A 12,028-nucleotide genomic window follows, 5' to 3' on the forward strand; every position below is an offset into this window, starting at 1 on the left:
GTCGGGGCCGAACTTCAGCATCGGCCCCGGCAACCTCAGCTTTCCCGCAGTTTGCGCTTCAGCCAGATCCCATGATGTGGGCGCTGGCGCCACGCCAGTGACGAAATGGTATGCATCACGGTCAGGTGAGAAAGGATCCGCCGCAGGTGGCGTTCCATCTCGGTTACCGGCATGTCCGGGTGCAGGTCCGGTGGCTGCATGATGCTGTTACTGGTACTCGGGCCGTCATATTCCAAGCGCTGCTGGCAGCTCTGCAAAGCTATCTCAGAGGTTTGCAGATACTCCTGAGCCAGTTTTGGCGTCAGCATATAGTGCTCGCGCGCCAGAATGGTCATCGCATTCAGGTGTTCAACGATAAACTGGTTATGGGTGATCCACAGCCGCATATCTGCCAGATAATTCGATTCAAACCCCGGTTCCTGCATTGCCTGATTGAGCGAGGTAAACAGGGCGTTATGCGCCTGATTGACCTGCATACGCGTGTAGGCCAGTTCGCTGGGGTCCGGCTCCTGTTCTTCAAGCAATAAGCGTAATGCCGTCTGATCGTGCTCCAGCGCCTGATGGGCGTTTTTACGTAGCAGGCCACTCTGCCACTGCGGCCATAGCCAGATCGTGCCGCCAAACACCAATACGCAGCCGATAAGGGTATCGATCAGGCGGGGGACCAGGAAATGGGTGCCATTCAGCGCCAGGAGCTGCAAGGTGTAGACGGCGGTCACGGTGAAGCCCATCACCGCCAGCCCGTAGTTTTTCCGCAGGATCAGATAGGCTGCCAGGGTGATCGCCAACATGATGCTCAGCGTCACGTTCTCCGGCATCTGCAGTTGCAACAGCCCGGCGGCAATCACCAACCCGGCCAACGTGCCGAGGGCACGGTGCTGGATCCTCACCCGCGTAGCGTTATAGCCGTTTTGGCTGACCAGCATGATGGTCAGCAAGATCCAATAGGGTTTTGGCAGGTTGAACAACATGCCCAGGCTGCTGCCTGCCGCCAGAATGACCCCCAGCCTGGTGGCGTTGCGCAGGGCGTTGGATTTGAATGACAGATAGCTCACCACCGCGGGCCAGAACGGCAGCCGTGACTGATTGGCCATCAGATTGCGGCGGTAAAGCGGGTGCTGGGTGCGCAGCAGGCGTGCGATGCGGCTGAAGTGGTAATAGCAGAACTGGCCAACCGGATTATCTGCGTGTTGTGAGGCCACTTTTTCCAGCGCCGCCAGCTCATTCTTCATACTGAAACGCGCAGAGTGTCGATGATAGAGAATATCGTCGGCCACCACCCGCAGGCGCGTGGCGATCACCTGGGCGTTGCGGCGGATAATCGCTTCGGCCTGGCTTTGCTCCACCAGCTTTTGCACTTCTTCCGGCAGATGCAGGCTGACGGTGATGTGCTCTTGCAAATCGAGCGCCACCTGAAACGTGCGTTGCAGGCGCTTCTGCTCCAGGTTATCGGCATGGGGCAGGAAGTTAAGCTGTTGGTATAGCAGACTGATCAGATCCATCACTTGCTGTTGGCGTTGCAACAGCGGCGGCAGGGCCGTTTCAGGAACGGTGTGCTGCGTCAGTAATGAGTATTTGGCTTCAAAATAGTCCGCCAACTGCATATACAGCTGGCTTAAGGATTCGCGCATCGGCTGCTCTTTCCACAGCTTGAACCAGGCCCAGGTAAACAGCCCGTACCAGGCGGTGCCAACGATATACAGCAAAGGGGCATACCAGATTGGTACGGTGCCTACCATGCTGAGGGAAAAGATGGCGGCAACCAGTGCGGCTGGCAGCAGGCGTGCATGTAGTGGGCTGATCTCACCGCTGACGCCGAGTAACAGCGCCATTGCCAACATCAGCAAGGGTAACGGCAGGTCCCACAGCAGGGCTTGTTGCAGCAGAAAGCTGCTGAGTGCGAATAGAGAGCCACCTACGATCAGGCGTTTGAAAAAGCGTTTGTGTGGCGTATCCAGCCCGGCAATGTTGCAGCAGGCGGGCACCAACGAGAACAGCATGCCGAGTTGCAGGTTGCCAATCAGCAAACCAAACGCCACCGGCAGGCACAACACCAGCGTTTGCCGCAGTGCGTAGTTGACTTCCGGGTGGTAGATCAGACGGCGCCACATGGTTGGCTATTCAGCAGGCAAAGAAACGGCGCATTGCTGCACCGTTTCCCTGGGGATTAACGCGTACCGTACACGACAATGGTTTTGCCGTGTGCGGAGATCAGGTTTTGATCTTCGAGCATTTTCAAAATACGACCGACGGTTTCACGTGAGCAACCGACGATTTGGCCAATTTCCTGGCGGGTGATCTTGATCTGCATGCCGTCTGGGTGAGTCATGGCATCAGGTTGTTTTGCCAGGTTCAGCAAGGTCTGTGCAATGCGACCAGTAACGTCAAGGAAGGCGAGGTTACCCACTTTCTCTGAGGTGACTTGCAGGCGGTTAGCCATCTGTGCGGACAGGCGCATCAGGATATCCGGGTTTACCTGGATCAACTGGCGGAATTTCTTGTAGGAAATTTCAGCCACTTCACAGGCGGTTTTGGCCCGTACCCAGGCGCTACGCTCCTGGCCTTCTTCAAATAATCCAAGCTCGCCGATGAAATCCCCCTGGTTAAGGTAGGACAGGATCATCTCTTTGCCTTCTTCATCTTTAATCAGCACCGCGACGGAGCCTTTGACGATGTAGTAAAGCGTTTCGGCCTTTTCACCTTGGTGAATCAGCGTACTCTTTGATGGATATTTGTGGATATGGCAATGAGACAGGAACCATTCGAGAGTCGGGTCTGTTTGCGGTTTGCCGAGAACCATTCGCTGTTATCCTCTGTTGTTATCGCTGCCTTGTATCACAGGGGTCAGAGTTCCCTGTAAAACGTGCTTATAGCCTGGTGTTTTAATTGTGGCTATCAACAGGTTTTGAGGCGTGTTATAGAAATACGCTTGTGCTCTAGCATATTAACTTGCGGGGAGTGCTGCAAGCTACATTCTGTTAACATACCAATATAGGGGCCTTTCCTTGGACGTATCCCTGAAATCGGTGACCTGGAAAGAGTTATTGCGGCTCTGTTTGTAGCACAGAGTGAGGCGGGTGTCTTGTGTTGTCTCGCTTCAGCATGATTAGCATCAGGTTACGTTGCCAGAATGTATGCGAAAGCGTACCCTGTTTTTAAGAAATTAACCGGAGTGTGTAACATGCAGGCAAGAGTTAAGTGGGTAGAAGGGCTGACATTCCTGGGTGAGTCTGCGTCCGGCCACCAGGTTTTGATGGATGGCAACGCGGGCGATAAAGCGCCAAGCCCGATGGAAATGGTGTTGATGTCCGTCGGCGGCTGTAGCGCCATTGATGTGGTGTCGATCCTGCAAAAAGGGCGTAACGATGTGCGTGACTGTGAGGTAAAACTGACCTCTGAGCGCCGTGAAGAAGCGCCACGTCTGTTTACCCATATCAACCTGCATTTTATTGTCACCGGCAAAGGGCTGACCGATAAGACTGTAGAGCGCGCGGTGGATCTTTCCGCCGAGAAATACTGCTCCGTCTCCTTGATGTTGGGTAAAGCCGCCAGCATCAGCCACAGCTTCGAAATCCGCGAAGTGGCGTGATCCTCCTACCAAGGGTAGCGCAGGCAGTGGGCTCGCAATAAATCAAGAAATCGCCGTGCCGTCACGGTTAGCGGCGATTTTTGTGAATACAGTACGCAATATTGAGCCTGTGGTAGCGTGTCGATAGGCAATGTTACCAGCCGATGCTGCAAATGGAACGGTGCGCTCATCGCCCGCGCCACGATAGTCAAATAATCCGCCTCCAACACCATATTCAAGCCGCAGGTCACTGAATCCGAGCGAATGGGCGATCGGCTCAATTGCTGATAGAAAGTGCCCAACACCGCGCGCAGCTGCTGGTAATAGCCCATATCGGTTTCCGGCAATAACCATTTGGCGTCACGTAGTTCATCCAGGCAGTTTGCCTGAGCCAGCGGGTGCCCCTGGCGCGCAATAATGCCAAAAGAAGCGTTGAACAGCGGTTCTCGTACCAGATCCTCCAGCGGCAACTCCGGGCTGACGGTACCTACGGCAAAATCCAGGCGGCCTTCGCGCAGTGCTGGTAGCAGGGTAGAAAGCTGCGCCTCACGGATCAGCAGATTGGTTTGCGGAAACGGCTGTTTGAAGGCTTCGACCAGTTCGGGTAATACCGTGAGTGCCAGTAGCGAAGAGCAGCCGATGGCGACGTTACCTTGCGAATGTTGATTCAACTGCTGGATCTCATCGGCAGCGCGCTGCAATTCCTCCAGGATCAACTGCATCCGCAGGGCGAAGGCGCGGCCGGTTTCGGTCAGCGTCATTCCCTGGCTGCTGCGAATGATCAACTGGGTTTCCAGGGTCTGTTCCAGTTCACGGATGGTACGACTCACCGCCGGTTGAGACTGCTCCAGCGCGCGCGCGGCCCCGCGAATACTGCCGCTGCGGATCACCTGCTGGAAGACTTTCAACTGCTGTAACTTCGGTAAATAGCGCATTCCCTACCCTATCAATAAAAAGCATCACCCCTTACAAAATTGTATCTTATGCCGCTCGGTAAAAGGCGATAATTTCAGCGTGTTATTGTAAGTGACTGTTATTAAAAATATAAAGTGACTTGGATCACATTATTAAATTACGCCTGCCAAGCTGGTAGGCAGCCTGGGTGATAACTTAAAGGAATATCAGTGTTGAAAAATCGTTCGCTAATGATTTTTTTGCTGTTTGTGGGCTATGTCGTGGTGTACATCGATAAAACCGTGATGGGTTTTGCGTTGTTACCTATCGAACGCGAGTTCAATCTACAGCCGGAACAACTGGGCTACATTACCGGGATGTTTTTCCTGGCGTATTCCCTGTTCCAGATACCAGCGGGATGGCTCAATGACCGCTTTGGTTTTAAGAAAGTGCTGTGCAGTTCGTTACTGCTGCTGGGGGGATTTGCCCTGTGCTTCGGCATTCTGGGGTTCGGCCTGGGCCTGCTGGTGACGTTCCGCTTCCTGTCCGGTATTGGCCACTCCGGCTATCCGTGTTCCTGCGCCAAGGCGGTAGTGGCGAATTTCCCACTGGAACAGCGCACCTTCGCGCAGTCCATTCTGCTGTCCTCCGCCGGGTTGGCGATGACCGTCGGGCCGCTGGTCGCAGTCTATTGCCTGGATCACATCGGCTGGCGTGGGTCGTTCTCTGCGCTAGGTCTGCTGGCATTCGTGATTGCCGCCTGCATCTTGTGGCTGGTTCCCAATCCGCCACAGGCGGCACCCGCCAAAGCTGGGGCAGCCGCAGCCAACTATAAGGCCCTGCTGAAAAACCCAATCGTGTTGCTGCTGTTTGTGGCGATCTTCTGTATCAACATCCCATCGTACGGCCTGATGGCCTGGCTGCCGAAATTCCTGGTACAGCAGCGGGGAATGCCAATTGACGTTTCCAGCATGGTGGTAGCCGCCGGTGGTCTGGGGATCTGGATCTCCTCACTCGGTACCGGCTGGCTGGTCGGGCGCTACCTGCAAGGGCGTGAGCCGTGGGTGATCTTCTTCAGTTCTCTGCTCAGCGCCTTGTGCATCTGGCTGGTGTTTACCAGCGAATCAGCTCTGACGGCCAGCCTGTTCTTGTTCCTGGGTTATATCTTCCTGATGGCCTCGTTCGTTACCGTGTTTACCCTGCCGATGAAGCGCTTGCCTACGGAAGTGATGGGTGCAGCAATGGGGCTGATTAACACCGGAGGAACCTTGGGTGGCTTTGTGGCCCCTATCGCCATCGGGTATCTGATCACCATCAGCCACAACTACATGACGACGTTTATCTTTTTGGCACTGGCTATGGTGGTTTCCGGGCTGGTGATCCTGCCATTGGCGGGCAAAGCACGCCAACCAGCACTGAATTAAGGAGTATGAACATGAACATTGAACAGCTGATTGCCGGCGTGGAACAACAGGTATTGCAGTGGCGCCGCCACCTGCATGCCAATCCGGAGTTGTCATTCCAGGAAGCGCAGACGGCAGATTACATTGCCGGGCAGTTGGCCAGCCTTGGCCCGTTGAAGATCTCACGTCCTACACCAAATAGCGTAGTGGCCGAATTGCAGGGCGCAGCGCCGGGGCCGTGCTATGCATTGCGCGCCGATATCGACGCTTTGCCTATCCAGGAGGAAAGCGACGAACCTTTCTGCTCTACCCGGCCAGGGGTGATGCATGCCTGCGGCCATGATGCCCACAGCGCGATGTTGCTGGGAGCGGCCAGCGTGCTTTGCCAGTTGCAGGCGCAGTTGCAAGGCTCAGTGCGCTTTATCTTCCAGCATGCCGAAGAAGTGCCGCCGGGCGGAGCCCAACAGCTAGTGGATTTAGGGGTTCTGGATGGCGTGAAGATGATCTTCGGCCTGCATGTCATGCCCAACTTCCCGACCGGTGAGGTGGGGATGAAGCAGGGCGTGTTCAGTGGCTCCAGCGATAACTTCGACATTGTGCTGCAAGGTAAGGGGGGGCATGGCTCAATGCCGCATCTGTGTATCGATCCGGTGCCGATTGGTGCGGAGATCGTTAGCGCTTTGCAGCAGATCGTGGCACGTAAGCTGGATCCGTTAAATGCACCGGTGTTGACGGTGGCGACCTTCCAGGCGGGTGACAGCTATAACGTCATCCCAGACAGCGCCCGGTTGGCGGGAACGCTACGCACTCATAATCAAGAAGTACGTGAGCGGGTGCCGTTGTTGGTTGAGCAAACCGTCGCTGGGATCAGCCAGGCACACGGTGCCAGCTACAAGATTGACTGGACGCGTGGCTATACCATCGGCAATAACCACCCTGATGCCTGCGCCATTGCGCGCGAGGTGGTGGCCGAAGCCGTGGGGCCACAGGCGCTGCGGGAATTGACCTCCGCGATGTTTGGCAGCGAGGATTTCTCCTCCTATCAGGAGAAAGTGCCGGGGTGCTTCCTGTTTATCGGCAGCGGTAACGAGGCGATCGGTGCCACCTACGGCGTGCATAATCCCCGTTTTAAACTGGACGAGGCGGCGATGCAGATTGGGGTGAAACTGCACGTCGGTTTTATCCGCCATCTGTTGATGCGTTAACAACGGTGGGCGCGGTGATTGGCCGCGCCCGATAATTTACTCGATCTTCTTACCTTCCATCAGCCGCTGCACCAGCGGTGCCATGATCAGTTCCATTGCCAGCCCCATCTTGCCACCCGGCACTACCAGCGTATTGATATGCGAGATAAACGATCCTTGCAGCATTGCCAGCAGGTAAGGGAAATCGATCTGATCCAGCCCACGGAAGTGGATCACCACCAAGCTTTCATCCAGCGAGGGGATCGCCTTGGCGGCGAACGGGTTGGAGGTATCCACCGTCGGGACGCGTTGGAAGTTGATATGGGTGCGCGAGAACTGTGGCGTGATGTAGCTGATGTAATCCTCCATCGAACGGACCACCGAGTCCATCACCGCTTCACGGGAATGGCCACGCTCGCCGGTATCGCGGATCAGCTTCTGGATCCACTCCAGGTTGACGATCGGCACCACGCCGACCAGCAGATCGACATGTTTGGCTACGTCGATCTGATCGGCCACTACGCCGCCGTGCAGCCCTTCGTAGAACAGGACATCCGTCGGGGCGGGCAGTGGCTCCCAAGGCGTGAAGGTGCCCGGTACCTGATTGTAAGGCACTGCCTCGTCGTAGGTATGCAGATATTTGCGTGAGCGGCCGGTGCCATTCTTGCCGTATTGGATAAAGCTCTGCTCCAACAGGCCAAAGTCGTTGGCTTCCGGACCGAAGTAGCTGATATGGCGGCCCATATCGCGTGCTTTACGGATTGCCGCATCCATTTCAGGCCGGGTGTAACGGTGGAAGCTGTCGCCTTCCAACTGGGCGGCGCGCAGGTTTAGCTGCTGAAAAATTTTGCGGAATGCCAGGCTGGTGGTGGTAGTGCCGGCTCCGCTGGAACCGGTCACCGCGATAACGGGATGTTTGGCAGACATGGTCGAGGGTCACTCCGTATTAAATGCGCAGGCTCAGAATGAGATTTTTAGTATGGCTGATGCCCTTTCGCCCAAGGCGAAATTGTGCGCGTTGGTTTGCAATACTGCATTGTTACCTGATTTTTTCCCTCAGTCATAGCATGCAATAAGACTAAATTTCCTCCTGCCCAGCGCGGATCTGCCCGCGAGGCATGATGTTGACGGTTTCATGCAGCTCTGACCACACCAGCACCACTTCGCCGCTTTTCAACTGGCGGCGCACGTCGTCGACCTTCTGTTCCAGCGAACGTTCGTGCTCGCCGTAGTCGGTCCCTTCGCGTAATACAAAGGATTCGATCAGGCTGTTGAGAGTCTCTTGTTCAATTTCTTGCCAGGGAATAATCACTTGGTGGGTTCCAAAAAAGGAGAAAGCCAGGCTGGGATACGTTGCTCCAGCCACATTTGCGGTTTTTTCAAGGTGCCGCCGACAAAGCCGACGTGGCCACCGCACTCCGTCAGTTGATATTCGATATTAGGCGGCAGGTTGGCGAGGTCGGGGATCACCGCATCGGTCATAAACGGATCGTCTTTAGCGTGAATGATCAGCAACGGCGTGGTGATCTGCGGCAACAGCGGTAGGGCGCTGCAACGGCGATAATAATCGACCGCGTCGCTGAAGCCGTGAATGCGTGAAGTGATCGCATCATCAAACTCGCGAATGCGCCGCAGCTTGTTCAGTTGCGACAGATCCAAGGGTAAGGTGCCTGGGTAGTGTAGCAGCTTGCGGGTGGCATTCTGCTTGAGTTGGCCCAGCAGATAGCGCTGATAAACGCGTGAGAACCCTTGTTCCATACGGATCGAGCAAGGTTCCAGCATCAGCGGGGCGGAAACGACCACGGCCGCCTGTAGCAGGCTGTTATTGCCCTGTTGGGCCAGATAATAGGCCAGCATATTGCCGCCAAGGGAAATCCCTACCGCCGCCGTTGGCACTGCGCCAAAGCTGTCACGCAGCCAGCGCAGGAAGAAGCGGGCATCTTCCGTTTCGCCAGAATGGTAGATGCGTTGCTTGCGGTTGGGCACGCCGCTGCAACCACGGAAATGCATCACCACGCCTAACCAGCCTTGCTCACGCCAGGCATTGAGCAGCCCATGGGCGTAAGGGCTGTAGAAATTGCCCTCTAATCCATGGAACAGCACCACGCGAGGTTTATCTCGGGCTAACTGGGGATCTTCACTCCAGGCCAGATCGACGAAATCGCCATCCGGCAACTCCAGCCGCTGCCAATGGGGTTGCAGCAGCACGCGGCGGCGCACCAGCCGTGGCAGCAGGGTTTGCAGGTGTGGATTACTGGCCCCGGTCAGGGGGCGAAAGGATTCATACATAATGAATAAAATTCTTGTTGGCGGCTATTGTGTGATCCGAACCGCACTGTTAGCTTCAAACACATGTATTAGCAATCATACTGCAAAAAAGTCATTTGGGTGAGGAGCACCCGCTTCATGGAACTGAGTTTATTTCTTTCGATGCTAGGCTTCCTGTGGGTGGCCGCGATCACCCCTGGCCCCAATAATATGTTGCTTACCACCTCAGGCGCCAATTTCGGCTTTATGCGTTCATTATGGCTGATGATCGGCATTATGCTGGGTATGCAGAGTATTCTGGTGCTGGTGGCATTTGGCGTTGGTGGGTTGATCCTGATTTATCCTTCCTTGCACCTGATCTTGAAAATTCTTGGCAGCCTCTATCTGTTGTGGCTGGCGTGGAAAGTGGCGACGGCAGCCTACGAAAAGCTGGAAACCGACGCGCCGCCACCGAAGCCTGTACGTCTGTATCAAGGCTGGCTGTTGCAATTCCTCAACCCCAAGGCCTGGCTGATGGCGCTGGGGGCGGTGGCGAGCTTTAGCCTGGCGGGGGATAAATACAACCACTCCATTCTGGCCATCGCCTTCGGTATCTTTGCCGTCAATATCGTGGCTGGGATTATCTGGTTGGGTTTTGGTACGGTAATTGGTCGCCTGCTGCGCAGCAAGAAAGCCTGGATTATCTTCAACGTGTCGATGGGGCTGTTAACCGCGGCCTGCGTATTACTGATTTGGCATTAAGGGAACGCTGATGAACGAAAACTATTTCCATGTGGATGCCTTTATCGGCGAGGGACTGCGGGGCAACCCGGCCGGTGTCTGCCTGCTGCAACAACCGCTGGAGGCGGCGCAGATGCAGGCCATCGCCAATGAGCTTAACCTGCCGGAAACCAGCTTTGTCTGGCAGGATGGCGATATGTACGCGATCCGCTGGTTCACGCCAACGCGGGAAGTGGATCTGTGCGGGCATGCTACTTTGGCTACGGCGCACGTGCTGTTAAATGTGGTCAACCCGGGGTTGAGCGATATCCGTTTCCGTTCCGCCAGCGGTGAGCTGTATGTCAAACGCGATGTGGCCGACGGTGAACGGCTGATCCTGGATTTCCCTTCTCGCCCGGCTCAGAAGATTGCCGAACCGGCGCAGTTGGCCGCGTTGCTCGGTGTGCAACCGCAGGAAGTGTGGCAAGCCCAGTCGCTGATGGCGGTATTGGCCGATGAGGCGCAGGTCAGGGCGGTGCAGCCTGCGATCGCCGAGCTGATCGACCATGTGGGCTGCGGCGTGATCGTCACGGCGCCGGGTGATGAGGTGGATTTTGTCTCGCGCTATTTCTCAATGGATCGCAGCGAAGATCCGGTAACCGGTTCTGCCCATTGCATACTAATGCCTTACTGGACGGCACGTCTTGGCCGCCAGAAGTTACATGCCAAACAGCTGTCATCACGCGGCGGTGAGCTGTTCTGTGAGCAGCAAGGAGTGCGTACGTTGCTGGGGGGCTACGCGCGCATCTTCTTGCGTGGTTCTCTTTCTGGCTGAACTCCGTGCCAGCAGTTGCCATTCCGCTACGTCATGGCAAGCAGACTGATGGCCTGTGGGTCAGGTGAATATTTCAATAAGTAATAAAGAAGATTTTTTTATTCTTTTATTGCCGAGCACCGCTCAGATAAAACTGTTGGTCACAGCACAGAATTTTATCAACGGAGCGGATCATGGCGAGCAAACCTTTCTCATTACGTAGTGCAGTATTGTTGGCTTTATCGCTCGGTGCGGCCAGTGCCCAGGCCGTGGATGTCACCGTGGCGTACCAGACCTCCGCCGAACCCGCCAAGGTGGCGCAGGCGGAAAACAGCTTTGCCAAACAGTCTGGCGCGACCGTTGATTGGCGCAAGTTCGACAGCGGCTCCAGTGTGTTGCGTGCGCTGGCCTCTGGTGACGTGCAGATTGGCAATATCGGCTCCAGCCCACTGGCCGTGGCCGCCAGCCAGAAGCTCCCTATCGAAGTGTTCCTGATCGCCTCGCAGCTGGGCAGTTCCGAAGCGTTGGTGGTGAAAAAGGACATCAAATCTCCCCAGGATCTGATCGGTAAGCGCATTGCGGTACCGTTCATTTCCACCACTCACTACAGCCTGTTGGCCTCCCTGAAGCACTGGGGTATCAAACCTGACCAGGTGCAGATCCTCAACCTGCAACCGCCAGCCATTGCCGCGGCCTGGCAGCGCGGGGATATCGACGGGGCTTACGTATGGGCTCCGGTGGTCAATGAACTCGCCAAACAAGGTAAGGTGCTGACCGACTCCGAGCAGGTTGGCCAGTGGGGCTCACCAACGCTGGACGTGTGGGTAGTGCGTAAAGACTTCGCTGAGCAGCACCCGGAAGTTGTCACCGCGTTTGCCGCCAGCGCCCTGCAAGCACAGAAGACCTACCTGGCACAGCCGGAGCAGTGGCTGAAAGATCCAAGTAACCTGAGTACGCTGGCTCGCCTGAGCGGAGTGCTGCCAGAGCAGGTGCCGGAACTGGTGAAGGGTAACCGCTACCTGCCGGTCGCCGATCAGATCACTCAGTTGGGCCAGCCAGTAGATAAAGCCATTCGTGATACCGCCGAGTTCCTTAAGCAACAGGGTAAGATCCCGCAGGTGGACAGCGATTACAGTGCCTATGTGACCGACCGCTTTGTCAAACAGGTGCAGGCTGCGCCGCAGTCGTAAGGGGCCGT

12 protein-coding genes are annotated in these 12,028 nt (G+C 56.0%); 6 read left to right on the forward strand and 6 right to left on the reverse strand.

Annotated elements, in window-relative coordinates; genetic code table 11:
• Positions 1–35 precede the first annotated feature (35 nt).
• A complete protein-coding gene (locus tag ABIE29_RS16030) occupies positions 36–2,111 on the reverse strand; it encodes a YccS/YhfK family putative transporter (RefSeq protein WP_429619723.1) in 2,076 nt (691 codons plus the stop codon).
• A gap of 56 nt (positions 2,112–2,167) precedes the next feature.
• On the reverse strand, positions 2,168–2,800 hold the full coding sequence (crp, locus tag ABIE29_RS16035; protein WP_005969523.1) for a cAMP-activated global transcriptional regulator CRP: 633 nt from the start codon (positions 2,798–2,800) through the stop codon (positions 2,168–2,170).
• 381 nt (positions 2,801–3,181) lie between these two features.
• Here crp and ABIE29_RS16040 point away from each other — a divergent pair, with 381 nt between their 5' ends.
• Positions 3,182–3,589, forward strand: a complete 408-nt coding sequence (locus ABIE29_RS16040; RefSeq protein WP_429619724.1) for an OsmC family protein — start codon at positions 3,182–3,184, stop codon at positions 3,587–3,589.
• Positions 3,590–3,594: 5 nt separating this feature from the next.
• Here the strand turns inward: ABIE29_RS16040 and ABIE29_RS16045 are convergent, their stop codons facing one another.
• Positions 3,595–4,503, reverse strand: coding sequence for a LysR substrate-binding domain-containing protein (locus ABIE29_RS16045; protein WP_429619725.1), 909 nt, complete (start codon positions 4,501–4,503; stop codon positions 3,595–3,597).
• Positions 4,504–4,692: 189 nt separating this feature from the next.
• On the opposite strand from ABIE29_RS16045, the gene ABIE29_RS16050 reads away from it, so the two are divergent.
• Together ABIE29_RS16050 and ABIE29_RS16055 are read left to right on the forward strand one after the other, a co-directional pair.
• Complete coding sequence (locus ABIE29_RS16050; RefSeq protein ID WP_429619726.1) at positions 4,693–5,886, forward strand: MFS transporter; 1,194 nt, start codon at positions 4,693–4,695, stop codon at positions 5,884–5,886.
• A 5-nt stretch (positions 5,887–5,891) separates the two neighbouring features.
• The gene (locus ABIE29_RS16055; protein WP_429619727.1) at positions 5,892–7,070 is read left to right on the forward strand and encodes an amidohydrolase; all 1,179 of its coding nucleotides are present in this window, start codon (positions 5,892–5,894) and stop codon (positions 7,068–7,070) included.
• A gap of 36 nt (positions 7,071–7,106) precedes the next feature.
• On the opposite strand, the gene ABIE29_RS16060 is transcribed toward ABIE29_RS16055, so the two are convergent.
• The 3 genes from ABIE29_RS16060 to ABIE29_RS16070 form a co-directional block, all read right to left on the reverse strand.
• Positions 7,107–7,976, reverse strand: a complete 870-nt coding sequence (locus ABIE29_RS16060; RefSeq protein ID WP_248947533.1) for a phosphoribulokinase — start codon at positions 7,974–7,976, stop codon at positions 7,107–7,109.
• A 151-nt stretch (positions 7,977–8,127) separates the two neighbouring features.
• Complete coding sequence (locus tag ABIE29_RS16065) at positions 8,128–8,361, reverse strand: YheU family protein (protein ID WP_021808044.1); 234 nt, start codon at positions 8,359–8,361, stop codon at positions 8,128–8,130.
• Positions 8,358–9,338: a hydrolase gene (locus tag ABIE29_RS16070; RefSeq protein ID WP_429619728.1), complete on the reverse strand. Its 981-nt coding sequence runs from the start codon at positions 9,336–9,338 to the stop codon at positions 8,358–8,360. Before ABIE29_RS16070 ends, ABIE29_RS16065 begins: the two co-directional genes overlap by 4 nt.
• A 117-nt stretch (positions 9,339–9,455) precedes the next feature.
• Here ABIE29_RS16070 and ABIE29_RS16075 point away from each other — a divergent pair, with 117 nt between their 5' ends.
• From ABIE29_RS16075 to tauA, 3 genes are all read left to right on the forward strand, one after another.
• Positions 9,456–10,058, forward strand: coding sequence for a LysE family translocator (locus ABIE29_RS16075; protein ID WP_021808042.1), 603 nt, complete (start codon positions 9,456–9,458; stop codon positions 10,056–10,058).
• A gap of 10 nt (positions 10,059–10,068) precedes the next feature.
• Positions 10,069–10,851, forward strand: a complete 783-nt coding sequence (locus ABIE29_RS16080; RefSeq protein ID WP_429619729.1) for a PhzF family phenazine biosynthesis protein — start codon at positions 10,069–10,071, stop codon at positions 10,849–10,851.
• A 173-nt stretch (positions 10,852–11,024) separates the two neighbouring features.
• Positions 11,025–12,020, forward strand: a complete 996-nt coding sequence (tauA, locus tag ABIE29_RS16085) for a taurine ABC transporter substrate-binding protein (protein ID WP_429619730.1) — start codon at positions 11,025–11,027, stop codon at positions 12,018–12,020.
• Positions 12,021–12,028 lie beyond the last annotated feature (8 nt).

The sequence above is a fragment of the Serratia sp. 2723 genome, from assembly GCF_050434425.1.
Lineage (GTDB): Bacteria > Pseudomonadota > Gammaproteobacteria > Enterobacterales > Enterobacteriaceae > Chania.

Coding starts and splice junctions, on each gene's coding strand:
- ABIE29_RS16075 (WP_021808042.1), top strand. CDS start 9,456: ATGGAACTGAGTTTATTTCTTTCGATGCTAGGCTTCCTGTGGGTGGCC.
- crp (WP_005969523.1), bottom strand. CDS start 2,800: ATGGTTCTCGGCAAACCGCAAACAGACCCGACTCTCGAATGGTTCCTG.
- ABIE29_RS16040 (WP_429619724.1), top strand. CDS start 3,182: ATGCAGGCAAGAGTTAAGTGGGTAGAAGGGCTGACATTCCTGGGTGAG.
- ABIE29_RS16060 (WP_248947533.1), bottom strand. CDS start 7,976: ATGTCTGCCAAACATCCCGTTATCGCGGTGACCGGTTCCAGCGGAGCC.
- tauA (WP_429619730.1), top strand. CDS start 11,025: ATGGCGAGCAAACCTTTCTCATTACGTAGTGCAGTATTGTTGGCTTTA.
- ABIE29_RS16055 (WP_429619727.1), top strand. CDS start 5,892: ATGAACATGAACATTGAACAGCTGATTGCCGGCGTGGAACAACAGGTA.
- ABIE29_RS16080 (WP_429619729.1), top strand. CDS start 10,069: ATGAACGAAAACTATTTCCATGTGGATGCCTTTATCGGCGAGGGACTG.
- ABIE29_RS16045 (WP_429619725.1), bottom strand. CDS start 4,503: ATGCGCTATTTACCGAAGTTACAGCAGTTGAAAGTCTTCCAGCAGGTG.
- ABIE29_RS16030 (WP_429619723.1), bottom strand. CDS start 2,111: ATGTGGCGCCGTCTGATCTACCACCCGGAAGTCAACTACGCACTGCGG.
- ABIE29_RS16070 (WP_429619728.1), bottom strand. CDS start 9,338: ATGTATGAATCCTTTCGCCCCCTGACCGGGGCCAGTAATCCACACCTG.